The organism is Sulfitobacter pontiacus (genome assembly GCF_040790665.1).
In the GTDB taxonomy this organism is placed as follows: domain Bacteria; phylum Pseudomonadota; class Alphaproteobacteria; order Rhodobacterales; family Rhodobacteraceae; genus Sulfitobacter; species Sulfitobacter pontiacus.
This window is the reverse complement of sequence record NZ_CP160849.1, coordinates 214,233-239,901: the sequence shown is the minus strand read 5'-3', so window position 1 is coordinate 239,901 and position 25,669 is coordinate 214,233. Positions and strand designations below refer to the sequence as shown.

The 25,669-nt window shown below is 61.2% G+C and carries 20 protein-coding genes; 17 read left to right on the top strand and 3 right to left on the bottom strand.

Features of this window, described 5'->3' with window-relative positions:
- The first annotated feature begins 166 nt into the window (after positions 1-166).
- Complete coding sequence (locus tag AB1495_RS01080) at positions 167-1,879, top strand: NAD(P)H-dependent oxidoreductase subunit E (protein ID WP_074634522.1); 1,713 nt, start codon at positions 167-169, stop codon at positions 1,877-1,879.
- Between the two features lie 30 nt (positions 1,880-1,909).
- Here AB1495_RS01080 and AB1495_RS01075 read toward each other — a convergent pair whose 3' ends face one another.
- The gene (locus tag AB1495_RS01075) at positions 1,910-2,761 is read right to left on the bottom strand and encodes a lytic transglycosylase domain-containing protein (protein WP_244268827.1); all 852 of its coding nucleotides are present in this window, start codon (positions 2,759-2,761) and stop codon (positions 1,910-1,912) included.
- Positions 2,762-2,905: 144 nt separating this feature from the next.
- Here AB1495_RS01075 and ftsY point away from each other — a divergent pair, with 144 nt between their 5' ends.
- From ftsY to AB1495_RS01035, 8 genes are all read left to right on the top strand, one after another.
- The gene (ftsY, locus tag AB1495_RS01070; RefSeq protein ID WP_074634520.1) at positions 2,906-4,102 is read left to right on the top strand and encodes a signal recognition particle-docking protein FtsY; all 1,197 of its coding nucleotides are present in this window, start codon (positions 2,906-2,908) and stop codon (positions 4,100-4,102) included.
- A gap of 22 nt (positions 4,103-4,124) precedes the next feature.
- Complete coding sequence (locus AB1495_RS01065; RefSeq protein ID WP_005854206.1) at positions 4,125-5,027, top strand: DMT family transporter; 903 nt, start codon at positions 4,125-4,127, stop codon at positions 5,025-5,027.
- 12 nt (positions 5,028-5,039) lie between these two features.
- Entirely contained in the window at positions 5,040-5,645 is a 606-nt protein-coding gene (locus AB1495_RS01060) for an inner membrane-spanning protein YciB (RefSeq protein ID WP_005854205.1), read from the top strand.
- Positions 5,646-5,908: 263 nt separating this feature from the next.
- The gene (locus AB1495_RS01055) at positions 5,909-7,093 is read left to right on the top strand and encodes an aminotransferase class V-fold PLP-dependent enzyme (RefSeq protein WP_074634519.1); all 1,185 of its coding nucleotides are present in this window, start codon (positions 5,909-5,911) and stop codon (positions 7,091-7,093) included.
- 93 nt (positions 7,094-7,186) lie between these two features.
- Positions 7,187-8,275 (top strand): GTP cyclohydrolase FolE2, encoded by a 1,089-nt coding sequence (folE2, locus tag AB1495_RS01050; protein WP_074634518.1) that lies wholly within the window; start codon positions 7,187-7,189, stop codon positions 8,273-8,275.
- Positions 8,276-8,502: 227 nt separating this feature from the next.
- Complete coding sequence (locus tag AB1495_RS01045) at positions 8,503-8,739, top strand: hypothetical protein (protein ID WP_005854202.1); 237 nt, start codon at positions 8,503-8,505, stop codon at positions 8,737-8,739.
- Between the two features lie 113 nt (positions 8,740-8,852).
- Complete coding sequence (locus AB1495_RS01040) at positions 8,853-10,301, top strand: TrkH family potassium uptake protein (RefSeq protein ID WP_037945061.1); 1,449 nt, start codon at positions 8,853-8,855, stop codon at positions 10,299-10,301.
- A complete protein-coding gene (locus tag AB1495_RS01035) occupies positions 10,301-11,893 on the top strand; it encodes a 5-guanidino-2-oxopentanoate decarboxylase (RefSeq protein ID WP_074634517.1) in 1,593 nt (530 codons plus the stop codon). Before AB1495_RS01040 ends, AB1495_RS01035 begins: the two co-directional genes overlap by 1 nt.
- A 71-nt stretch (positions 11,894-11,964) precedes the next feature.
- Here the strand turns inward: AB1495_RS01035 and AB1495_RS01030 are convergent, their stop codons facing one another.
- Complete coding sequence (locus AB1495_RS01030; RefSeq protein ID WP_074634516.1) at positions 11,965-13,794, bottom strand: serine protease; 1,830 nt, start codon at positions 13,792-13,794, stop codon at positions 11,965-11,967.
- 157 nt (positions 13,795-13,951) lie between these two features.
- Here AB1495_RS01030 and AB1495_RS01025 point away from each other — a divergent pair, with 157 nt between their 5' ends.
- The 8 genes from AB1495_RS01025 (at position 13,952) to glmM (ending at position 24,605) form a co-directional block, all read left to right on the top strand.
- On the top strand, positions 13,952-14,890 hold the full coding sequence (locus AB1495_RS01025; protein ID WP_005854198.1) for a glycine--tRNA ligase subunit alpha: 939 nt from the start codon (positions 13,952-13,954) through the stop codon (positions 14,888-14,890).
- Entirely contained in the window at positions 14,887-15,408 is a 522-nt protein-coding gene (locus AB1495_RS01020; protein WP_074634515.1) for a DUF6446 family protein, read from the top strand. Before AB1495_RS01025 ends, AB1495_RS01020 begins: the two co-directional genes overlap by 4 nt.
- 98 nt (positions 15,409-15,506) lie before the next feature.
- Entirely contained in the window at positions 15,507-17,819 is a 2,313-nt protein-coding gene (glyS, locus tag AB1495_RS01015; RefSeq protein ID WP_074634514.1) for a glycine--tRNA ligase subunit beta, read from the top strand.
- Positions 17,820-17,923: 104 nt separating this feature from the next.
- Positions 17,924-20,446: a putative PEP-binding protein gene (locus tag AB1495_RS01010; protein WP_197145734.1), complete on the top strand. Its 2,523-nt coding sequence runs from the start codon at positions 17,924-17,926 to the stop codon at positions 20,444-20,446.
- 128 nt (positions 20,447-20,574) lie between these two features.
- Positions 20,575-21,210: a cell wall hydrolase gene (locus AB1495_RS01005; RefSeq protein ID WP_005854193.1), complete on the top strand. Its 636-nt coding sequence runs from the start codon at positions 20,575-20,577 to the stop codon at positions 21,208-21,210.
- A gap of 108 nt (positions 21,211-21,318) precedes the next feature.
- A complete protein-coding gene (locus AB1495_RS01000; RefSeq protein WP_037963988.1) occupies positions 21,319-22,242 on the top strand; it encodes a dihydroneopterin aldolase in 924 nt (307 codons plus the stop codon).
- 3 nt (positions 22,243-22,245) lie between these two features.
- The gene (gene folP / locus AB1495_RS00995) at positions 22,246-23,262 is read left to right on the top strand and encodes a dihydropteroate synthase (protein WP_074634513.1); all 1,017 of its coding nucleotides are present in this window, start codon (positions 22,246-22,248) and stop codon (positions 23,260-23,262) included.
- The gene (glmM, locus tag AB1495_RS00990; RefSeq protein ID WP_037944541.1) at positions 23,259-24,605 is read left to right on the top strand and encodes a phosphoglucosamine mutase; all 1,347 of its coding nucleotides are present in this window, start codon (positions 23,259-23,261) and stop codon (positions 24,603-24,605) included. Before folP ends, glmM begins: the two co-directional genes overlap by 4 nt.
- A gap of 120 nt (positions 24,606-24,725) precedes the next feature.
- Here the strand turns inward: glmM and AB1495_RS00985 are convergent, their stop codons facing one another.
- Positions 24,726-25,652 (bottom strand): DMT family transporter, encoded by a 927-nt coding sequence (locus AB1495_RS00985; RefSeq protein ID WP_074634512.1) that lies wholly within the window; start codon positions 25,650-25,652, stop codon positions 24,726-24,728.
- Between the last annotated feature and the right edge of the window lie 17 nt (positions 25,653-25,669).

Here is a 25,669-nt window from a genome sequence, read left to right as displayed (position 1 = left end):
CGGCTCCGCTGGGGATGCGTGTTTCTTATACGCGAAACGGCGCGTGAAAAAGGGCCTAGGTCGCCGCAGCTACCGCGTAAACTGCTGCGGATTGGTCGCTTTTACTCTGCGCAAGCTTATGCGGCTTTGATAGCGTGATGCACAAGCGATACAAAAGGGCGGCCCGATGGCGTTGGATAATCATGATACCTCAGATGCAAACGCACCGCGCAAAGGTGTGTGGAAATCCGGCAAGGGTAAGGGACGCAGCCACACCAAGGGTCGCCAGCTGCAAGAGGACGCGTGGGATGAGGTGCGCGCCCTATTGGCGGATAAACCGCGACGTGCCGATCTGCTGATCGAGCATTTGCATCTTATTCAAGATAAATTCGGGCATCTTTCTGCGGCGCACCTGCGCGCTTTGGCTGAAGAAATGCGCATGAGCATGGCCGAAGTTTACGAAGTCGCAACGTTCTATGCCCATTTTGACGTGGTGAAAGAGGGGGAAGCACCACCGCCCGCGCTGACCATACGGATTTGCGATTCTCTGTCCTGCGAATTGGCCGGTGCGCAGGCGTTGAAAGCCGCATTGGAAGACGGGTTGGACGCGTCAGAGGTGCGTGTCGTGCGTGCGCCTTGTATGGGGCGTTGTGATACGGCACCGGCGCTTGAGATCGGGCATAACTTTGTCGACCACGCAACGCTGGAAAAGGTGAAGCAGGTCATCGCGGCAGGCGATACCCATGTGCATATGCCCGATTACGAAGCCTTCGACGCCTATGTCGCTGACGGGGGGTATGAGGTGCTCACGAAACTGCGCCGTGACGGCGATTGGGAGGACGTGCAGCAAAACCTGCTCGACGCTGGTTTGCGCGGTCTTGGCGGCGCCGGTTTCCCGTCGGGTAAGAAATGGGGGTTCGTGCGGGATAACGCGGGCCCGCGCTATATGGCGGTCAACGGCGATGAGGGGGAGCCCGGCACCTTCAAGGATCGCTGGTACCTGGAACGCGTACCACATCTTTTCCTAGAGGGGATGCTGATCGCCGCCTGGGCCGTAGAGGCAGAGAAAGTGTTCCTCTACATGCGGGACGAATACCCGCAGGTGCTCGCGCTCCTTCGGACAGAGATTGCAGCGCTCGAGACTGCAGGCATTGTTCCCGCAGGATACATTGATCTGCGGCGCGGTGCGGGGGCTTATATCTGCGGTGAAGAATCCGCGATGATCGAAAGCATCGAGGGCAAGCGTGGGCTGCCGCGGCACCGTCCCCCATATGTGGCGCAGGTGGGTATCTTTGGTCGGCCCACCTTGGTGCATAACGTTGAAACCCTGCATTGGGTGGCGCGCATCTGCCGCGAAGGGCCCGAGGTGCTGAACAGCACGGAAAAGAATGGGCGCAAGGGGCTGCGCAGCTATTCGGTATCGGGGCGCGTTGCCAAACCCGGAATGTATGAGCTGCCTGCGGGATCCACGATCACCGATGTCATCGAGGCTGCGGGTGGCATGGCCGACGGGCACCGGCTCAAAGCCTATCAACCGGGTGGGCCATCCTCGGGGCTGCTGCCCGCCGCGATGGATGACATACCACTCGACTTTGATACATTGCAGCCGCACGGGTCTTTCATCGGCTCTGCCGCTGTGGTGGTGCTGTCGGACCAAGACAGCGCCAAGGCCGCAGCGTTGAATATGCTGCGTTTTTTCGAGGATGAAAGCTGCGGGCAATGCACCCCCTGTCGCGTGGGTTGCGAAAAAGCCGTCAAGCTGATGCAGGCGGACCGCTGGGATAAACCACTGCTGGAAGAGCTATCGACCGCTATGGTCGATGCCTCTATCTGCGGGTTGGGGCAGGCAGCGCCGAACCCGATCCGCCTGGTGATCAAACACTTCGCGGACGAGGTGTAGAACGGGATAGACGTCTCTTTAAAGTGGGAATTAGTTTTGCACCACCAAGCAGGTGCACCCGGTCGCGCGCATCCTGTCGCACAGGCGCTGGGCGTCGGTGCGGGTGTTGTTGCCGTATTGCCCAAAGTAGAATCCCTTGCGGCGCGACACGCGGTTTTTCTTGAACAGGAAATCCAGACGCCGTCCTTTCACCGCGCTGCGACAGCTTGCTGTCTGGGCATTGGCTTTATCCCGCGCGCGGTCCTTGCTGGTCCCGAAGGATACCTGAACGCCCCAGGGTTTGATCACCGGGGCAGGGGGTGTCACCTTTAGGGCGGTCAGCCGGCGATTGCGTGCCATCTCGTAGCAGGCGGGCAGGAAAGCTTGCGTTTTTGAGAGCCGGAAATCGGGCGTTTTGGGCGGGGCATCGCGCCATTGCTCGGCGTCCAGACCGGTGATGATGGGGACATAGGCGACCGTCTCGGGGGCGAGCCCTTTGCCGATCAGAAACCCCTCTGCACGTCGTTCGCCGCCATTATAGCCGATTGCGGCCAGCCCTTCGTTCCCGTATTTCTGCGTCATTTCAGCCAGATACTGGGCAGAGTGTTCCAGTGCGTCAGCTGGATTATACGGGTCTTTCAGCCCGCGCAGCGCTGCGGTGGAGGGGATGAACTGCGCAATGCCGCGCGCATTGGCATGGCTCAAGGCGTTTTGGTCAAACCGGCTTTCTTGCCAGATGAGCCGCGCGAAAAATCCGCTATCCAGCCCGTGCCGCTCGGAAAAGACCTTGATCGCGTTGCACGTGTCATACACGAAATGCGCAGGGCGGATGCAGTGGGCATGGCCCCATTTGGTGCTGGAACAGTAGCGTCGGTCCGGCTCGGCCTGCGCCGCCCCTGCCATCAGTATCACCCAGAGCACCCATAAAAACCGCATGCAGACTTGGTGCGCGACGGGCCCCTTGCTGTCAATTGCTCTTGTCGCCCTTCCATCCCGCCGGTCGAGCCTATAGATCATAGAAAACGCCTGACAATTCGGAGAGCGCGCTTGGCCTTTTTTCAAAAGCTGAAATCCAAAATGTTCAAATCCTCGTCCAAGATCGACGAGGGGCTTGAGGCGATTGTCGAAGATGGTGGGGCGACGGATACCCCTGAAACGGTGGATGAAGTTCCCGTCGATCAGGTGATGGATGCGCCGCAGGCCGCGGCCCAAGCATTGCCCGAAGCGGTGGATGATGAACCCGCACCGATGCCAGCGGATGAAGAGGATACGCCCGCGCCCGTGCCGCTGCGCGAGACGATGACCCCCGTGGCCCCCGATCTGGTGCCCGCCCCCCCCGAGCCTGCACCGGCCAAGCCCGGTCTGATGGGCCGCTTGACGGGACGCAGCGCCGCGGCCCCTGTTGTGCGGCGTGTGCTGGATGACGAGATGCTCGAACAGCTCGAAGAGCTGCTGATCTCGACCGATATGGGCGTGGATACGGCCTTGCGCGTCACCGCGAATATGGCCGAGGGGCGCTTTGGCAAGCGTCTGTCTGTGGACGAGATCAAGCGCCTCATGGCGACAGAGGTCGCGCGGATCATGGACCCGATTGCCAAGCCCTTGCCGATCTATGCCAAGACACCGCAGGTGGTGCTTGTGGTGGGGGTAAACGGGTCGGGCAAGACGACCACAATCGGCAAGCTGGCCAGCCAGTTCAAAGCCGCAGGCAAGAACGTCGTGATCGCCGCCGGTGACACATTTCGCGCGGCCGCCGTCGAACAATTGCAGGTCTGGGGCGACCGCGCCGACGTGCCGGTGTTGACCGCAGGGCAGGGGTCTGACCCGGCGAGCCTTGCGTTCGACGCGATGACGCAGGCGGAGCGTGACGGCGCTGACCTGCTGCTGATTGACACGGCCGGACGGTTGCAGAACCGCGGCGACCTGATGGAAGAACTGGCCAAGATCGTGCGGGTCATTCGCAAGAAAGACCCAAGCGCGCCGCATAATACTCTGTTGGTGCTGGATGCGACGACAGGGCAGAATGCGCTCAACCAAGTGAAGGTTTTTCAGGAAATTTCAGATGTTTCCGGTCTGGTCATGACCAAGCTGGATGGCACGGCCAAGGGCGGTGTACTGGTGGCGCTTGCAGATAAGTTCGGGCTGCCGATCCACGCCATCGGCGTCGGCGAACAGATTGACGATCTGCAGCCCTTTGACCCGCAGGAGTTTGCGGATGCCTTGATGGGGCTGGACCCGCAGTGACGCAGCATAAAGGTTCGGCGACATGACCGAATGGATCAGCCAAATTGAAGGCACCGCAGCGGGGCACCAAGCGGCGCTTTGGCTTGCGCTGGCCGCGGCTTTTCTGCACGCTGTTTTTGGCGCGCTTCAGAAAGGGCGGCATGATCCGTGGTTGACCCGCGGGGCGATCGACTTTTCCTATTGCCTGATGGCGGCACCCTTTGCGCTGTTTGTCGTGCCGTGGCCCGAGCCCCATATGTGGGTCATTTTTGCCGGGGCTTGGGCGATCCATATTGTGTACAAGCTGTTACAGGCCTGGGCCTACACCAAGGGGGCCTATACGGTCGTCTACCCTGTCGTGCGCGGCACGGGGCCCTTGTTCACCGTGATCGGCGCCTACCTCATTTTTGGAGAGAGCTTTTCGGGCGTGCAATGGTTGGGCGTTGCGGTGCTGGTGGCCGGCATCTTCGGGCTGGCGCTGTATAACTTTGTCTACCTCGTGTCCGAACGCGATACGCTGAACGCGGCCCTTGGGCTGGCGGTGCTGACGGGGCTTTTCGTGGCGCTTTATACCACGTTCGACGCCTATGGCATCCGCGCGACGGACAACCCGTTTACCTTTCTGGCGTGGTTTTTCATGATCGACGGGCTGGTCATGCCCGTGATCGCCGCGCGCCGCTGGCTGCGGATGGAGGATCGCCCCGAGCTTGGCCCGTTGATGACCCGTGGCGTGGCGGGTGGCTTTGTCGCCTTTTTCAGCTTTGGTTCGATCATGCTGGCGACCCGTCTGGACAAAGTGGGCGAGGCCGCCGTGCTGCGTGAAACCTCGACCGTGTTTGCGGCGCTGATCGGATGGTTGGTGCTGAAAGAAACCGTAGGCCCGCGCCGTATTGCCCTGATGGCGCTGATCGCGCTTGGCGCGGTGATCGTCGAAATGGGCGGATAACTGGAGAGCAAGATGAGCACGACACGCGAGATAAACCCTTTCGTCAAATCGGCGCTGGAATATGGGCCGGTGCTGATATTCTTTGTCGCCTATCTGCGCTTCAAGGACGAGACCTTCACCCTGTGGGGCACCGACTACAGCGGCTTTATCGTGGTGACGGCGGCCTTCGTGCCGCTGTTGATCCTGTCGACGGGCGCGCTGTGGGCGCTGACGGGCAAGATCAGCCGCATGCAGGTTGCCACAGTCATTCTGGTAACACTGTTCGGGGGCCTGTCGGTTTGGCTGAATGACGAGAGGTTCTTTAAAATGAAGCCGACCGCCATCTACCTTTTGTTTGCAGTGCTGCTGGCGATCGGTCTGGCGCGGGGGCAATCCTATCTCAAGTTCGTGATGGAAGAGATGATGCCTCTGAATGACGCCGGCTGGATGATCCTGACCAAACGGCTGATGCTGTGCTTTTTCGGTCTGGCGCTCGCGAACGAGCTGATCTGGCGCTTTGCCAGCACCGAGACTTGGGTGTATTTCAAGACATTCGGGCTGACGGCGGCGGTGTTTGTGTTTTTCATGACGCAAGGGCGGCTGTTCCAGACCTATGGTTTGGAAAAAGACGAAAGCTAGGACGGGGGCCAGCCCCCGCTGCCCCGTATGGGGCAGCACCCCCGGGATTTACGGCCATTTGGAAGGCGGCTTGCTGTTAGAGTTGACGCGAGCGGGCGAGGGGCGTAGCAGATGACACGTGGCGATTTGATACCGGATTGCGGGCCACGGGCAGAGAAACCTGCCAAATTCCGCTAAAAGGTCAGGATGAAAGCCCCCTTTCGCTTGACCGCGTCTGGGGTTTTTTTACGCCCGCTGCACGGCGGGACAGGAAGGATGAGAGAATGAGCGTTGATTGGAAACCACGGACCAAGGCTGTTCACAGTGGCACCCGCCGCAGCCAGTATAACGAAGTGTCCGAGGCCGTGTTCCTGACACAGGGTTTTGTCTATGACAGCGCCGAACAGGCCGAGGCGCGGTTCCAGTCGCTGGGGGATGACGAGTTTATCTATGCCCGCTATGGCAACCCCACGGTGCGCATGTTCGAGGACCGGATCTCGGGGCTTTTGGGGTATGAGGATTGTTTCGCCTGTACCTCTGGTATGGCGGCGGTCAGCGGCGCGCTGACATCGCTGCTGAAAGCAGGCGATCACGTGGTCGCCGCGCGCGCGCTTTTCGGGTCGTGCCTGTATGTTCTGGAGGATATCTTGGCGCGTTTCGGGGTCGAGGTGACCTTGATCGACGGCACGGATAACGCGGCGTGGGATGCGGCCATTCGCCCTGACACGACCATGGTCTTCTTTGAGAGCATTTCGAACCCTACCCTGGAAGTCGTTGACATGCGCCATGTGGTGAAAGCGGCCCATGCCGTCGGCGCGCTGGTGCTAGCGGATGACGCGATGGCGACGCCGGTATTTTCCTATGCCAAGGAATGTGGTGCGGATATCGCCATTATCTCGACCACGAAACATGTGGACGGGCAGGGGCGTATGCTGGGCGGCGCGATTTGCGGCCCCAAAGAGCTGATCCGCGGACCCATCGAAGCCTATATGAAACACACCGGCGGCGCGATGAACCCGTTTACCGCCTGGACCCACCTCAAGGCGCTTGAAACCATCGACCTGCGTGTCCGTGCCCAAGCGGATGCCGCCTATAAGATCGCAGATGCGCTGAACGGGCACCCCAAGCTGAGCGCTGTGCGCTATCCCACACACCCCAGCCATCCGCAGCACGCGCTCGCCACGTCTCATGCGCCGTCGGCGGGGACCGTCTTGGCGGTAGAGGTCAAGGGCGGTAAGGACGCGTGTTTTGCATTCCTTAATGCGCTCGAGATTATCACCATCTCGAACAACTTTGCCGATGCGAAATCCATTGCGACCCATCCGGCGACCACCACGCACCAGCGTTTGCCGGATGACCAGAAAGCCACGCTGGGGATCAGCCCCGGCCTTGTGCGCTTGTCTGCGGGGCTTGAAGACGTGGATGATCTGATCGCCGACATCCGTCAGGCGCTGGACACATTGAAGTGATCACTCGGGGGCTTTGCCTGCTTGGCTGGACGGAGCATTGGTAAAGCCCCCGATATCGCCTATATAGGGGGCAACTTGCGAAAGGGCCTTGCTATGAATATCGCCGCGACAGTGATACCGGACCGTGATGATGCGGTTGCGGCACTTGATACGTTGCGTGCCTGGGCGCGCAAGGCCAGCGCCGCGGAGATTGAGACGCTGGACCCGTCGCTGGCCCGTCTGCTGCAAAGCGCCGAAAGCTACCCGCAGTTCAGCCGCGATTATCCCAGTGATTTTGCTGTGGGAGATAACTACAAGGCCACGCTGCCCGATCTGCAAAACGGCCCGTCGAGCCTGATCCGTGGTGCGAAACAGCAGATCCAGCATGTGGGGATATCGAACTTTCGGTTGCCCATGCGGTTTCACACCCGCGAGGGCAGCGATCTGACGCTCGAGACATCGGTCACCGGATCGGTCAGCCTTGAGGCGGATAAGAAGGGCATCAACATGTCCCGCATCATGCGCAGTTTCTATAAACATGCCGATGAGGTGTTCAGCTTCGAGGTGATGGAAGCTGCGTTGGATGATTATAAGTCCGACCTTGAAAGTTATGATGCTCGCATCCAGATGCGGTTCTCTTTTCCGGTGCGCATCGACAGCTTACGGTCGGGGCTGTCGGGGTACCAGTATTACGACATCGCGCTTGAGCTGGTCGAGGCCGAAGGTGCGCGCAAGAAGATCATCCACCTTGATTACGTCTATTCCTCTACCTGTCCCTGTTCGCTGGAGCTGTCCGAACATGCCCGTGCGACACGGGGGCAGCTTGCCACGCCGCATTCGCAACGCTCTGTCGCGCGGATCTCGGTCGAGGTGAACTGCGAGGAAAGCTGCCTGTGGTTCGAAGACCTGATCGACGCGGCGCGCCGTGCGGTGCCGACAGAGACGCAGGTGATGGTCAAACGCGAGGACGAACAGGCGTTTGCCGAGCTGAACGCCGCTAACCCGATCTTTGTCGAAGACGCGGCGCGGTTGTTCTGCGAGCAGTTGCAAGCCGAGCCACGAGTGCGTGATTTTCGCGTTGTGGCCAGCCACCAAGAAAGCTTGCACAGTCATGATGCGATCTCTGTTCTGACGCAGGGCGATACCTTTGCGGCTCAAAGCATCGATCCCAGACTGTTCAGCACGCTGTTTCACGTCGGCTGATGTTCGCACGGTTTTAGGGCAGTTACTCTGACATGTTTTCATTCTGCGCATTTATTGCGCGCAGGTTTGTGGTGCTTGCTTGAAACATGCACAAAGCCATGCTGCGATGCGGCATCTTCGGGATGCTGCTATGCAGAAACGTCGGTTCTCATTGGGGATTGCTTCGTTATATTAAGAGGCAGAACAAGGTAACCGGCAGAAATGCCAAGATAAATCGAGAGTTTATTATGGCTTACAACAGCACAATTTCGCAAAGCAACGTCCCCACCATCAAAGCTCCCTTCGCCGTCATCGGCGGGTTTTTTGCTGCCATCTGGAACGGTTTGATCGCAGCGGGTGCGAATTCGGGCCGGATGCGTCAGGTGACATTCCTGCAATCCAAGACCGACGAAGAGCTGGCCGCGATGGGTATCAAGCGTGATGACATCGTGCACCATGTTTTCCGCGACACATATTACGTCTGATCGGTTTACAGGTTGAGTATTGACGGCCCGGGTGTGTCTTGCCCGGGCCGTTTTGCGTTTTACCGCAGGGCGTGTCCTTGACACCGGCGCGCCGCCGCGCCAACGCTGCGCAGATGTTGGATTTGCGCCCAGTTGGATATGTCATCGGCCTGTTGGTGTCGGTGCTTGGCATTGCGATGATTGTGCCAATGTTGGTCGATATTGCCGAAGGGCGCGGCCATTGGCCCGTCTTCGTCGAGGCAGGGCTGATCACCATGCTGGGGGGCAGCATGATCGCGCTGGCCTGTGCCAACGGGGTCAGGGAAGGGCTGACGATCCAGCAGACCTTTTTGTTGACGACGGCCGTGTGGCTGATGCTGCCGCTCTTCGGCGCTTTGCCGTTCATGCTGGGCGCGACAGAAGCGCGTTTCGTCGATGCGGTGTTCGAGGCCATGTCGGGCATGACCACCACCGGATCAACGGTGTTTTCCGGTCTTGATGATCTGCCGAAGGGGCTGTTGTTGTGGCGCGCGATCCTGCAGTGGCTGGGCGGCATCGGTATCATTGTTGTGGCGATGGTGTTCCTGCCCGAGCTGCGCGTCGGTGGTATGCAGATTTTCAAGTCGGAAGCCTTTGATACCTTTGGTAAAATCCTGCCACGGGCCGGGCAGATCGCCAGCCAGATTTCGGTCATTTATGTCTGGCTGACCTTCGCCTGCGCGCTGACCTATCTGACCTTGGGGATGAACGTCTTTGACGCGACGGTCCACGCGCTGACCACCGTGTCTACGGGCGGGTTTTCAAATTATGACGCCTCTTTCGGTACCTTTAGCGGCAATGCGGAATATGCGGCGTCGATCTTCATGGTGCTCGCGGCGCTGCCTTTCGTGCGCTACGTGCAACTGTTGAACGGCAACCCTTTGGCCCTGCATCGTGATCCGCAGGTAAAGGGTTTCTTGCTGACGATTGCGGTGCTGGTGGGGCTGATCTTTATCTCTATTCAGTCGGTCTTTCCGCATCATTGGGAGCAATCCCTGCGCGAGGCGCTGTTCAATATCACTTCAATCATTTCGGGCACGGGCTTTGCCTCGGTCGATTATATGACCTGGGGGCCGTTTCCCGTGGCGCTGTTTTTCTTTACGGGGCTGATTGGCGGCTGCGCGGGGTCCACCGCCTGTTCGATCAAGATCTTCCGCTATCAGCTGTTGTTCGCATCCATCCGTGCGCAGTTGCAGCGAATCCGGTCACCCCACGGCATCTTTACCCCGCGCTATGACGGTCGCCCGATCAGCGGCGATGTCATGATCTCGGTCATGTCGTTTTTCATGTTCTTCACGCTGACACTAGGGCTGGTGGCCGTGGCGCTCAGCATGACAGGGCTGGATTTCGTGACCTCGATCTCGGGGGCGGGGGCGGCCTTGGGGAACATCGGGCCGGGTTTGGGCAAGATCATCGGGCCGGCGGGCAATTTCAGCACCCTTAACGACACAGCCAAATGGATCCTGACCGCCGCGATGCTGGTCGGGCGGCTGGAGCTTATGGCGGTATACGTCATTCTGACATTCAAATTCTGGAGAGCATAATGAGCGCAGTACAAACCCGTCCTTTGGGGGCACAGATTTCTCATATGCTCAAGTCTCGCGGGGTAGAGGTGATCTTTGGCATCCCCGGCGTGCATAACCAAGAGATGTACCGCGGGATCGAGGAAGCAGGGCTGACCCATGTGCTGGCGCGGCACGAACAGGGGGCGGGCTTTATGGCAGATGGCTATGCCCGGGCCACAGGCAAGCCGGGGGTTGCCTATGTGATCACCGGCCCGGGGCTGTGCAATGTGATGACGCCGATGGGACAGGCCTACAGCGATTCCGTGCCGGTGCTGGTGTTGTCCTCCTGTCTGGATGAAACGGCGGCGCGGAAGGGGCAGCTGCACCAGATGAACGATCAGCGCGCGGCGGCGGAAACCGTGTGCGACTGGTCCGAAATGGCGCTGACGGCACCGGCGGCCTACCAGCTGATTGACCGCGCCCTGACCGAATTTGCCACCAGCCGCCCGCGGTCCAAGCACATTTCTGTTCCCATTCACCTGCTAGAGGCGGAGGCCGCCCCCGCGCACGCCCTTGCCGTCAGCGCGACCTTGCCGGCGGTGCCCTCTGCGCAGATCGACCTTCTGGCGCAAAAGCTGGCCGCAGCGCAAAAGCCGCTGTTCATCTTTGGCGGTGGTGCCGTTGGCGTTCAGAACGTTGACGCCCTGCTGGCCCGCTGGCAGGCAGCGAGCCTGACGACCTATGCCGGACGTGGCATCGTCTCGCCCGGAGCGCCGCTGCATTTAGGCGCCTATCTCGCGCGGGAAAGCAGCGTGGATGTGATCGCGCAGGCGGATCTTGTGATCGCCGTCGGAACCGAGCTGGCAGAGGTGGACCTCTGGCGCGATCATCTGGGCCATTCAGGCGAGCTGGTGCGCGTTGATATTGATCCGTCGGTTCTGGCGGACCCGCAGGCAGCACCGTTTGCCATCCTTGGGGATGCGGTACAGGTAATGACCGCGCTTGACGCTGCCTTGCCGGACGAACGCACAGCAGCGGGTTGGAATGCAGCCGAGGTGGCAGGCTGGCGCAAGCGCTGGCGGTCAGAAGTGGATATGGAGCGTCCGGGCATCCTTGCCGTGGTGGACGCGGTCAAGGCTGCGACGCCCGAAGGCACGATGATCTACTCGGACATGACCCAATTTGCCTATGCCGCAACCGAGGTCTGGGAGATGGACCGCCCCGGAAATTGGCATCATCCTTACGGGTTCGGCACGCTTGGCTACGCAACACCTGCTGCGATTGGTGGGGCCATTGGCCGCCCCGGACTGCCGACCATGGCGATCATCGGGGATTATGGCTTTCAGTACACGGTGCAGGAACTGGGGGCTGCGGTAGAGCTGGGGCTGCCCTTGCCGATCATCCTGTGGGACAATGGCAAACTAGGCGAAATCGAAGACAGCATGACCCGCGCGCAGATCGCGCCAAACGCGGTCATCGCCCATAATCCCGATTTTTGCAAACTGGCCGAAGCTTATGGAGCCTATGCTGCGGCACCGAAATCGCTGGAGGAGCTGCCAGAGGTCCTGGCGCAAGCCTTTAAGGCCGACCGCCCGACGTTGATCTATCTGACGCCCCAGACCGCAGTCTGATCAAGGGCGCGGCCCGAGGCGGTTCAAACGACTAACCCCGATCCCCCGTTAAACGGGGGATCGGGTTTTTTTTATTCCCAACAGCTGACCAGTACGGTCATGCCCTTGGCTTTTTCACGCAGGTCCTGCGGCTTGATCGTGGTGCTGCTGGCCGTGGTATCCACGGTGACACCGGCCTTTTGCGCAAGCTCTGCGATGACCTTGGATTCAACCGCAAAGGCGACATCTTCGGGCAATTCGCGTGCGCCATTGGCACGGGGCAGCAACATGCCCAAGACCCGCCCGTCACGATCCAGAATCGGACCGCCCGCGTCCCCGCTGCGGGCTTCTAGCGCGAGGCGGGCGATGTTCTCTTCGCCTTGCAGCCCACGCACATCGGCCAGCGTGCCATAGGTCACCGTCGCAGATCCAAGCACGCCTTCATAGGGGAAACCCGCAACCGCGATTTCGGACTGCAAACGGGGGGGCACGGTGTTGAACGCCGCCACATCCAAGGGCGAAAGTGCTGCGCGGGGTTTCAGCAGGCTGATCCCGCTGGCCGCGTCGTCAACAACCACATCAAGCTCTGTCTCGTCGTCCAGCGTCAGACGACCACAGCTTTGCACCGCCTCGGATGTGGTGGCAACAGTACCGCGCCCATCAATGAAGAAGCCCGAGCGCGAGATTTTCGGCGACCGGATTTGCAGACCCGACACCAGATCGACAGCCTGACGGTCGCCACCCCCGGCTGCGGCATCCAGCGTACCGGGCAGGCGGGTGAAGGATTTCGTCATCTCGGCAATCACGCGGCGGCGGCGGTCTTCGTCCCCGGCGGGCCAGATGAGGGTGAAGCCCTTGATCTCGCCATTCTGCAGCGACACCTGCGTCTGGCTGACGATGCGGCCGTTCTCGCCGATCAGCTCGAAACTGTCGGACTTCCGCTCGCGCGGGCCTTCTTCGGGGACGATTTCAAGGGTCTGCATGATGTCATACAGGCCAAAGAGCGTATCCTGATCGCCCGCCTGACTGATCAGCAGAACCCGCGCGTCGATGTCGCCGGTGCCATTGTAATGAGCGAAGGGGGGCTCGAACCGGTCAAACCCCACGATCTTGGTCGGCATCACCATCTCGATCCCCGCGTCGGCGTTGCGCACGACCTGCAGGCCCAGACCTTCGAGCACGGCGTTATATTGTTTCAGAAGGGCGGCGCGTTGCAGCGTTGTCAGCACGCCGGTGGCGTCATAGCCGTTGGCCCCTTGCCAATCGGCCATAGACCCCCGCGTACCCCGCCCGAAGGCACCGTCGATCGCGGCATTGTAAAACCCGGCCCACTTCAGCGCGACCTGCAGCTGTTCGCGCGCTTCGCGGTCAAGATCCCGTTCGCTGGCGCGCGCTTCGGCCAGGGTTTCGTCACGTGGTGGTTCTGGCAGGACGGGGACTTGCGTGGTTTCTGCCTCTACGGTGGCGGTGTTCTCTTGCTCCAGCGCTTCGCTGGCGGGGGGCAGGGTGGTTTGCGTGATCTCACTGTCTGTCTGGGTATCGGTGGGGGATGCAGGGTCAACCGGTGCGATCAGCGGAATGTTCAGGACGTTCGCGCCTACGGGCCAGAACTGCTGCTGGAACCGTTCAGAAAGCTGGATAAAGCTGTCGCGCGGAATCACCCCGTCCCGGCGGTAGCGGCGCAACAACAGCTCTGCGTCATCACGGCGATAGGGGCCGACCGCGATTCCATACCAGCTGCCGCCCAAGGCAAAGCCGTTCACATCCTCAAGATTGGCGCTATAGGCACGTGCGCGATCGGTCGCCGCGGCCAGATTGGGCTGGGCTTCGACCTGTATCCAAACCACATCATCGGCAGACTGTGCAAAGGCAAACGGGGCAATAAACAAGGCGGCGATCAGGGCCGCAAACAGTCGCGTCATAGGTATGGGTACTCTCAAGGATTTAAACTTGCAGTAGATAAGCAGGAACCTGTGCAAAATACCATGCTTGAGACAGCGCAAATCATCACAAAGCTGCCAATTGACCCTACCGCGACAGCACCTTAGGAAAGGCGCGCAGCAGCAAAGGCAAAATCTTATGTCCGACCCGGTCCAGCGCCCCCGTTCATTTCAGGAAATCATCCTCGCCCTACAGTCCTATTGGGCACGTCAGGGCTGTGCGGTCCTGCAGCCCTACGACATGGAAGTCGGCGCGGGTACGTTCCACCCGGCAACGACCCTGCGCGCGCTTGGCACCAACCCTTGGGCCGCCGCCTATGTGCAGCCCTCGCGCCGCCCGACCGACGGGCGCTATGGGGAAAACCCCAACCGTTTGCAGCATTACTACCAGTTTCAGGCACTGATCAAACCCAGCCCGCCCAACCTGCAAGAGCTCTACCTCGGATCGCTTGAGGCGATCGGGATCGATATGGCGCTGCATGACATCCGCTTTGTCGAGGATGATTGGGAAAGCCCCACTTTGGGCGCATGGGGACTGGGCTGGGAAGTCTGGTGTGATGGCATGGAAGTGTCGCAGTTCACCTATTTCCAGCAGGTCGGCGGCCATGATTGCCATCCTGTATCGGGCGAGCTGACCTACGGGCTCGAGCGTTTGGCGATGTATGTTCTGGGCGTCGATCACGTGATGGACATGCCCTTTAACAGCCCCGACGCGCCGATCCCGCTCACCTATGGTGATGTGTTCAAACAGACCGAGGAAGAATACGCCCGCTGGAACTTTGATGTCGCCAATACCGACGTGCTGCTGGACCATTTTGTCGAGGCCGAGAACGAGTGCAAGGCGATCCTTGCACAAGATGCCGTGGACCCCAAAACAGGCAAGCGCATCGTGATGGCGCACCCCGCCTATGACCAATGCATCAAGGCGAGCCACATCTTCAACCTGCTGGACGCACGCGGTGTCATCTCGGTGACAGAGCGTCAGGCCTATATCGGGCGGGTGCGCACCCTTGCCAAAGCCTGCGCTGACGCCTTTGTTCAGACACGGGCCGGCGGTTGGTCGGAAAACGCGGCATGAACGGTAAAATTGTAGGAGGCGTCATCTTGGTTGCAGCAGCCATTGCGGGTCTCGCGCTTTATTATCTCCAGGTCTACGGCTATTATCACGAGGCAGCGGCACCGGATGAGGGCGTCTCGCTGGTGTCGATCTCCAGCAATGCGTCCGAGCCGATCCTGACCGACAATTTCCGCGCCATCGACGCCGACAGCTCGCCCATCCGCTACCGCGCATGTTTCGACACCTCGCTCAGCCTCGCCATGCTGTCCGAAACCTATGTCGTCAGCGACGAGGTCACGCCGCGCAATGCACCGGGCTGGTTCGACTGTTTCGACGCCAAGGCCATCGCAGAAGAGATCGAGGCAGGCACGGCGCTGACCTTTCTGGGCCAGAAGAACGTGCATTTCGGCGTAGACCGTATCGTTGCGATCACTTCGGACGGGCGCGGCTATGTCTGGCACGAGCTGAACGATTGTGGCGACAAAGCCTATGATGGCACCGTGGTGGGCGAAGCTTGCCCGGAACGCCCCGCCGACTGATCCGACCCGGATCGACCGGCCCTTTGACATAAGCGCTGTTTGCGCGACACATATTTAACCGCACCCAAGCGACACGCGGCCCCGAAAGGTACGAACCCATGCCCGACCTCCTGATAGAGCTTTTCTCGGAAGAAATTCCCGCCCGCATGCAGGCGCGCGCGGCGGATGATCTAAAGAAACTGGTGACGAACGGTCTGGTGGATGCGGGGCTGACCTATGCCTCTGCCGCGGCCTTTTCGACGCCGCGTCGCCTGACCCTGACCGTCGAAGGGATGCTGGACGCCAGCCCGTCGCTGGTCGAGGAACGCAAAGGCCCCAAGGCCGACGCGCCGGAAAAAGCCATCGAAGGGTTTCTGCGCGGCGCAGGGCTGACCCGCGACCAGCTGGAAGAGCGCGACACGCCCAAGGGCAAGATCCTGTTTGCCATGATCAACAAGCCGGGCCGTCCCGCAGCCGAGATCGTGGCCGAGGTGCTGGAAACCACCATTCGCAACTTCCCATGGCCCAAATCCATGCGGTGGGGCAGTGGCAGCTTGCGGTGGGTGCGCCCGTTGCATTCGATCCTGTGTATCCTGTCGGCTGAAGATGGCGCGCAGACTGTGCCCTTGACCATCGACGGGATCACCGCAGGCGACACCACGCGCGGGCACCGCTTTCTGGCCCCCGATACAATCACCGTCAGCAGCTTTGACGACTACAGCGCCAAGCTGAAACGCGCCTTTGTCGTGCTCGACCCGGCAGAGCGGCGCGATACGATCTGGAACGACGCGACCAATATGGCCTTTGCCAACGGGCTTGAGGTGGTCGAGGATGCGGGGCTGCTGGCCGAGGTCGCAGGGCTGGTGGAATATCCCGTCGTGCTGATGGGGCAGATTGGCGATGATTTCCTTGGTCTGCCGCCCGAGGTGCTGCAAACCTCGATGAAAGAGCACCAGAAGTTCTTTTCCGTGCGCAACCCCAAGTCGGGCCGCATCGAACGCTTTGTCACCGTCGCCAACCGCACCACCGCCGACGATGGCGCGACCATTCTGGCAGGCAATGAAAAAGTGCTCTCTGCACGTCTGTCGGACGCCAAATTCTTCTGGGAAAACGATCTGCGCATCGCGCAATCGGAGGCCGGAATGCAGACCTGGGTGGACCGTCTGTCCAACGTGACCTTCCACAACAAGCTGGGCACACAGGCAGAGCTGATCTCGCGCATGGAAGCACTGGCTGGTGAGCTCGCCCCGATGGTCGGGGCCGACGCAGACGAGGCCCGCGCCGCCGCCCGTTTCGCCAAGGCCGATCTGTCGTCCGAAATAGTCTATGAATTCCCCGAACTTCAGGGCCTTATGGGCAGCTACTATGCCAAAGCCGCCGGCAAGTCCGAGGCCATCGCCGCCGCCGCCCAAGACCACTATGCGCCGCTGGGTCCATCCGACGACGTGCCAACCGCGCCCGTGTCTATCGCCGTGGCGCTGGCAGAGAAAATCGACAAGCTGACCGGCTTCTGGGCGATTGATGAAAAGCCGACCGGGAGCAAAGATCCGTTTGCGCTGCGTAGGGCGGCCTTGGGCGTTATTCGGATTTTGGTTGAGAATGATTTGAGTTTGCCTGTACAGCGCGCCCTAGTTGATGGCCTTTCAAATAGAGTTGATCAAGATATCGAAAGTAGGGTGTCGAAGCTGGCAGTGGAGCTAACAGAGAATTTTTCTGAGGTCGGAAGTGTACTTGCTGAGTTGGAAGCAACCAAGTCTAAAGAACCAAAACACCTTTACGACATACTGGAACGTAGTGAAGAACTTCAGGCCCAGAACGAAATAACTTCCGAACAAGCGAGAGATTTGGCGGAAACCTACTTCTCCAGAGCATCGCAAGTTGAATACCAGACTCATGGTTTTGTTTCTGAAAACCTTCTCTCCTTCCTCCACGACCGTCTCAAAGTGTACCTCAAGGACCAAGGCGTCCGTCATGACATCATCGACGCTTGCATCGCCATGCCGCAGAACGACGACCTGACCCTGCTGGTCAAACGCGCCAAGGCGCTGAGCGAGACGTTGAAAACCGACGATGGGGAAAACCTGATCCAGGGGTTCAAGCGCGCCAACAATATTCTCAGCCAGGCCGAGGATGCGGATGGGGTGGAATACTCCTTCGGGGCGGACATCAAGTTTGCCGAGACCGAAGAAGAGCGCGCCCTGTTTGCCGCCCTTGATACCGCAGAGGCGCAGATCAAACCGGCGATGGAGGCACAGGATTTCGGCACGGCCATGTCCGCGATGGCGTCCTTGCGCGGCCCGATTGATGCCTTCTTTGATGCGGTGCAGGTGAACGCGGACAATGCGACGGTCCGGCGCAACCGGTTGAACCTGCTCAGCCGTATCCGCACGATCTGTAGCTCGGTCGCGGATCTGACGAAAATCGACGGGTAACGCAGCAGACCCGACACGTGGGCAAGGCGATCACGCCTTGCCACACCACGGCGAAAGCCTATGCTGCGCAGGAACCAAAAGGTGCCGCAGTGCAGAAAACCGCCATGACAACCCTTGTGACCCAAACCGCCCCCATCGCGAATGATACGCATGGGGGGCGTGCGAAATGTCTGCAACGTCTGGTCCGTCTTGATCTGCCGGTGCCGCGCACCGTGGCGCTGCCCTTTGATGTCGTGCTCGAGATTGCGCAGGGACAGATCCCCGATCTGCAAGCGGTCGCTGATGAATTCCCCCAAGACGCGCTGCTGTGCGTGCGCCCCTCTAGCCAGGACCCGGATTGGGGCGGGCCGGGGGCGGTGATGAACATCGGCATGAACGATGACCGCTATGCCGACTATTGCGAACGCATGGGCGAGGGACCCGCATCGGCGCTTTATACCCGTTTCGTGCAATCCTATGCCGTCAATGTGGCGCGGCTGGACCCCGATATGTTCGACGACGTCGAAGGCGACGGGCGCGAGGCGCTGCTGCAATCCCTGCGGGCCTACGAGCTTGAGACCGAAGAAAGCTTCCCCCAGGACCGTGTGACCCAGTTGACCGCCGTGCTCAGTTCCATGGCGCGGGCGTGGGAGGGTACCTCGGCGCGGCTGTTGCGGCAGGCCAAGGGGGCACCTGCGGATGCGGGGCTGGGCCTGATCGTGCAGCAGATGGTGTTCGGTGTGGGCACGGGCATTTGCGGCTCGGGCGTGTTGCAACTGGTGGACAGCACCACCGGCTTGCCACAGATCACCGGGCGGTACCTGAGCCAGTCGCAGGGGCGCGACGCCTTGCAGGACACCGCCGATGCGCTTTACCTGACGCGCGATCCGCGCGGCCCGTCGCTTGAGGAACACGCCCCCGAAGCTTTCGAGATGCTCAAACAGCACGCGGCGCTGATGCGGGTGCGGCTGCGCGCCGAGATGCAGGTGGAATTCGTCATCTCTGACGGAGAGTTGTTTATCCTTGATGGCGTGCGCGTGTCGCGGTCCTCGCGGGCGGCGGTGCGGATCGCGGTGGCGCTGGCGGACGAAGGGATCATCCCCCGCGAAGAGGCGCTGATGCGTGTCCAGCCCCGCACCCTGACAGAGCTGTTGCACCGGCAGGTTGACCCACGGGTGAAACGCGATGTGATCGGGCGCGGCATTGCCGCCAGCCCCGGTGCCGCCACCGGCCGGATCGTGTTCAACGCGAATGACGCGCAAGCCAGTGCCGCACGGGGCGAGAAATGTATTCTGGTGCGCCGCGAAACCTCGCCCGAGGATATTCGCGGGATGCATGCCGCCCAAGCCGTGCTGACCGAACGCGGTGGGATCACCAGCCACGCCGCGGTGATCGGGCGGGGCATGGGCTTGCCCTGCGTCGTCGGTGCCTCGTCGATGCGGTTCGATCTGGTCAAGGGGGTGATCACGGCCCCCGACGGGCGGATGTTCAAGGCAGGCGATGAAATCACCCTCGACGGCACCTCGGGAGAGGTGCTGTGCGGGGCCGCGGATATGCTTGAGCCGCTGCTGGACGCGACCTTCCAAAAGCTCATGTCCTGGGCCGAAGACGCTGCCGACATCGGGATACGTGCCAACGCTGACACCCCGGCCGACGCGCAAACCGCGCGCAATTTCGACGCGCAGGGGATCGGGCTGTGCCGGACAGAGCATATGTTCTTTGACCCCAGCCGCCTGACCGTGATGCGCGAGATGATCTTTGCCGATACCAGCGAAGGCCGCCGCGCCGTGCTGGAGCGGTTGCTGCCCATGCAACGCGATGATTTCATTCAGCTTTTCCGCATCATGCAGGGTCAGCCGGTGTGCATCCGTCTGTTCGATCCGCCCTTGCACGAATTCCTGCCTTCGACCCGCACCGGTCAACGCGATCTGGCCGAGGCGCTGGATTTGCCGCTGTCCAACGTGACCCGGCGGATCGAGGCTATGACCGAATATAACCCGATGCTCGGCCTGCGCGGCGTGCGTCTTGGCGTGACGGTGCCCGAAATCTACGAGATGCAGGCCCGCGCGATCTTCGAGGCCACGATCGAAGCCAGCCGCGATGGCGACCCCGTGGTGCCCGAGATCATGATCCCGCTTGTTTCGGCCAAACGCGAGGTGGAGCTGATCAAGGCCAGCGTCGACAAGATCGCAACGGCGGTGAAATCCGAACGCGGCGCGAGCTTTACCTACCGTTTGGGCGTGATGGTCGAAACGCCCCGTGCCGCCCTGCGCGCCGGAGAGATTTCGCCCCATTGTTCCTTCCTCAGTTTCGGGACAAACGACCTGACGCAGATGACCTATGGGTTGAGCCGAGATGACGCGGGACGGTTCATGTCGACCTACGTGCAGCAGGGCGTTTTCCCCGAAGATCCGTTCCATATGCTGGACCGTGATGGCGTCGGAGAGCTGCTTCAGCTTGGTGCCGCGCGGGGGCGGGAAGCACAACCTGGGATTACCTTGTCGATCTGCGGAGAGCACGGCGGCAACCCCGAATCGATTGCTTTTTGCCGTGACGCGGGTTTCGACTACGTTTCTTGCTCACCTTTCCGTGTCCCGGTAGCCAGATTGGCGGCGGCTCAACTCGCAATCGCGGACAAGATAGGGTAGTTTTGCGCGGCTGATCGCCTAGATGTTGTCTTCCTGTGCGGGTTCCCGCGCAGGCGGTTTCGGCAGGGTTTACGCTTGGTGCCAGTTTGGGTAGGGGGCGCTGTCCGAAACTAGTTGCGAGGCGCTCAATGCGTTCTTTTCAGAAATTCTCGTCCTGCGCCCTGCTGGCGCTGTCTTTGCTTGCTCCTGCCGTGGCGTCCGCCAGCCCGCAACAGGCCAAAGCACTGGCTGACATCGAAGCCAAAGGGCTGCGCTCTGTCGGGTCGGAACGTCTGGAAAGCATGATCGCATCGAACAACGCAAGCGAGGTGGAGTTCACCCGCGCATGGCTGGCCGAACAGCCGAAAGCATCGGGCGGCGAACAATGGCGCTGTCTGGCAGAGGCGCTGTACTTTGAAGCGCGCGGCGAGACGGTGAAGGGCCAGTTCGCTGTGGCCGAAGTGATCATGAACCGTGTGAAATCCGCGCAGTTTCCCGGGTCTTTGTGCAGCGTGATCAATCAGGGAACGGGTCGTAAATATCAGTGCCAGTTCACCTACACCTGCGATGGCAATGCCGAAGTGATATCAGAGCCGCGCGCCTATGCGCAGGTCGGCAAGGTCGCGCGGGCGGTGCTGGACGGCAAGGCACCATCGCTGACAGGGGGGGCGACGTATTATCATACCACCGCCGTGAGCCCCCGTTGGTCGCGCGTCTTTACCCGCACCACCAAGATCGGCGTGCACATGTTCTATCGTGACGGCGTTCAGACTGCGTCGAACTAAGCGGCATTTCTGTCGTCTTTGACGGCTGGCCAGCCGTGTCTGGCTTTGGTACATCCGCGCAAACGGTCTAGGATCGTTTGCGAGTGAGACAAGCAAAGGCCCAAACCCATGACAAGTGACACGCGGCTTGCCTTTGCGCACCCGTCCGAACGCGCTGCTGCGACGGCGGGGCCTGAACCTCTGGACCGGATTTCCCTACGCGATCATATCGTTGAGGTCGAGATCGGTGCCTTTCAGGCCGAACGTGGCGTAACGCAGCGCATCTGTTTCAATGTCGTCGTCGAGGTGCAGCCGCTGACCGGCCCCGTGGACGACGATGTGGACCGTATCCTGTCCTACGACCGCGTGACCGAAGCGATCGCCTACGAGCTGTCGGACGAACGGCTGAACCTGCTCGAGACGCTGGCCGAACGGGTCGCGGATCGTATCCTGCTGGAACGGCAAGCGATGCGGGTGTTTGTGCGCATCGAAAAGCTGGACCGTGGCCCCGGTGCTTTGGGTGTCGAGATCGTGCGCGCCCGCGATGATACCCCCGACAGTCAGGCCGAGGCGCGCGAGGTGCCACACCCCGAGCTGGTCTATCTGAGCAATGATGCCATCGCCTCGCCGCATCTGGCGGGGTGGCTGGACCAGTTGCACCAGATGGGGCGGCCCCTGATCCTATGTGTCGGCGCTTCGGACACCGCCGCGCCGCAGGTCGGGCATAAAATGGCGCAGCGCCGCATTGATCTGCTGGCGATTGAACAGAACGCCTGGGTGCTGGCCGCAAAGGATGATCGCTGTGTTGTGGTGGCGACGCGGACAGAGCTGGATTGGGCAATGAAGAACGGTCAGACGAGCGTTTGGGCCCCGTCGAAGATCGTGCTTGATAGCGTGGATACGCCCTCGGCGCAGCCGCGCGATGCAGTGGCCTTGGCCGCGTGGTTCGCCGCCAGCTTCGACGCGACAGAGATGTTGGTGATCGGGGCGGACCTGCCGGCTGACGCCTCTGTTCCGCTGCGCGCCGTAGCGGTAGACCAAGGCAGTCTGTGAGACATGACCGATTATTTCCGACCTCTCGTCCAGATCGGCCCCGCGCGGCCTGATACTGCGCTGCCTCTCGCGGGGGGGTGGGGCTGGTTCACCCATGCCGAGGTCTTGTCGCGCAGCACGCCGCCCCGTGTTGTGCCCGCGGCCGATATCCCGGCAAGCGTGATGGCACGGCTGACCGCGCCCAGACCCGCGATGGCAGGGCTGACGCTGGACCGCCCGCGCATCATGGGCATTTTGAACACGACGCCCGATAGTTTCTCGGACGGGGGGCAGCATAATGCCGTGCCCGATGCGCTGCGCGTCGCACAAAAGATGGTGGCCGCCGGCGCGGATATTCTGGACATTGGCGGTGAGTCCACGCGCCCCGGCGCGGATTTTGTGCCCGTCTCCGAAGAGATCACGCGCACCGCTCCCGTCATTGCCGCGTTGCGGGGGGCGGGGCTGCAAACGCCGATCTCTATCGATACCCGCAAGGCCGCCGTGGCCGAGGCCGCGGTGAGCGCTGGTGCCAATCTGGTAAACGACGTGTCGGGCTTCACCTTTGATCCCGCCCTCGGGCCCCTGTGTCAAAAAATGGCGCTTCCAGTCTGCGTTATGCATGCCCAAGGCGATCCCGCGACCATGCATCTGGACCCACAGTATGATAACGTGCTGCTTGATGTTTTTGACGCGCTGGAGCGGCAGATCAGCATGCTGGAGGCATCAGGCATCCCGCGGGGGGCCATTCTGGCGGACCCGGGCATCGGGTTTGGCAAGACGCAGGATCACAATCTGGCTCTGCTGGCGCGGCTGAGCCTGTTTCACGCTTTGGGGACGCCTATCCTGCTGGGCGTGTCGCGCAAACGGTTCATCGGAACGATCGGCAACGCGCCGCAGGCACGGGACCGCGCGCCGGGGTCGATCGCCGTGGCGCTTGCAGGATTGGGGCAGGGTGTGCAAATGATCCGTGTGCATGACGTGGACGACACCCGCCAAGCGGTCGCTCTGTGGCATGCCGCATATTTTGGGAGCATTTTATGACAAAATTATTTGGAACAGACGGTATTCGCGGAAAGGCCAATGTGCACCCGATGACAGCCGAGGTCGCCTTGAAAATCGGGGCGGCTGTGGGGCGCTATTTTAGCGCGGGTCGTGACGGTGTGCACCGTGTGGTGATTGGTAAGGACACGCGGTTGTCGGGCTATATGTTCGAAAACGCGCTGACGGCGGGGCTGACGTCCTCGGGGATGAATGTGCTGCTGCTGGGGCCGGTGCCCACGCCTGCGGTCGGGCTGCTGACGCGGTCAATGCGGGCTGATCTGGGGGTCATGATCTCGGCCAGCCACAATCCGGCGACGGACAATGGCATCAAGTTCTTCGGCCCCGACGGGTTCAAGCTGAGCGACGCTGTGGAGGCAGAGATCGAGGCGTTGATCGAAGGCGGCGTGGAGTTGAACCCCGCCGATAAGATTGGCCGTGCCAAGCGGATCGATGACGGGCGGTTCCGCTATGTCGAGCGGGTGAAGTCGTCGTTCCCGCGCCAAATGCGTCTGGACGGGCTGAAGGTCGTGATCGACTGCGCCAATGGGGCCGCACACCGCGTCGCTCCCGAAACCCTATGGGAACTGGGGGCCGAGGTGATCGAGATTGGCGTGTCGCCGAACGGTTTCAACATCAACGAGAATTGCGGCTCGACCCACCCCGAACGCGCCGCAGCGGCGGTGGTAGAGCACGGTGCCCACGTGGGCATATGTCTGGATGGCGACGCGGACCGCGTGATCCTGATTGACGAAACCGGCAAGGTCGGTGACGGGGATCAATTCATGGCCCTTATGGCGTCCCGTTGGGCGGCCGAAGACCGGCTGGCCAATGGCGCCCTAGTTGCCACCGTGATGAGCAACCTTGGCCTTGAACACTTCTTGCAGGGCAAGGGGCTACGGCTTGAGCGGACGTCCGTCGGCGACCGCTATGTGGTCGAGCGGATGCGCGAAGGCGGGTTCAATCTGGGCGGCGAGCAATCGGGCCATATCGTCATGACCGACCACGCCACCACGGGTGACGGTCTGATGGCGGGGCTGCAGTTTCTGGCAGAGATGATCCGGTCGGAGAAGACCTCCTCCGAGCTGCTGAATAACTTTGAACCCGTGCCGCAACTGCTTAAGAACGTGAGGTTTTCTGCCGGTCAGGTGCCGTTGGAAGACGCGCAGGTGCAAGGGGCCATCGCACAGGCCGAGGCCGATCTGGCCGGTCAGGGGCGTTTGCTGATCCGCAAATCCGGCACCGAGCCGCTGGTGCGTGTGATGGCAGAACATGAAGACGCGCAGCTGATGGAACGCGCGGTCGATTCCGTCGTGGATGCGGTCACGGCGGCTGTCGCACCTTAAGCTGATCGCAGGGCTGCTGGCGGGGATGTCCTGCGCGGCGGCCCTGCCGTACCCGCGCGGGACGCGCCGCCTGCGGTGGCTGAGGGATGCCTTCGGCGAGGATTTAGAGCCATTTGGAAGCTAGGCGCGCGTGCGGGTGAACAGCCGGCGGAACGCGCCATATTGGCTGAGTGCGACGCCCGAGAGGATCAGCACCATCGCGTAGAGCAGGGATGGCGGCAGCGGTTCGTTCAACAAGAGCGCGCCGAGGCAGACGGACCAGAGGGGGACTTGGTAGTTCACCAGTGACATAAACACCGGGCCTGCGCTGCGGATCACCAGCACGCGCAGGAAATTTGCAGCGGCGGTGGGGATCAGGCCCAGAAACGCCAGCGCCGCGAAGATGGACGGCGAGGGGCGGGGCGGTAGACCTTCGATAACAATCGCCATGGGAACGGTGATGCAGGTGGCAATGATCAGCAGGATGGTCGCAAGGCCGATCGCGTCCACCGCGGGCAGGCGGCGCATGATGATCGAGCTGGTGGCGTAGCACCCCGCCGCACCCAGGCAGGCCAGACGGCCTTGGGTTTCAAGCGCGGTGCCGCTGCTTTCAAAGGCTTGCGTGCCGATCAGGATGACAACGCCGACAAAGCCCAGGGCAAAACCGATCACCTTGCGCGGGCTCATCGCTTCGCCCGGAACGAAGAAATGGGCGAGCGGCAGGATGATCAGCGCCGTCGCCGCCATGGTCACCCCCGCGAAGCCCGAGGTGACATATTGCTGACCCCATGCGAGCAGGCTGAACGGCACGGCAGAGCTGGCGGCACCGATAAAGATCACGGCCGCGATGTCGCCGCGGGTGGGGGATTGGGTAAAGAGCCGAAACCCGCGCAGAGCCCAGATTACCACCATCACGGTGGCCGCGAACCCGACACGTGTGGCCGCGATCCAGAAGGGTGGCATTTCAGTCAAAGCGATTTCGGTCACCAGAAACGTGCCTCCCCAGATGAAGGCAAGCAGCAGGATCATCAGCCAGCTTGATTTGGTGATCTGGGGCGCGTCCGGCATGACATATCCTGTGGGAA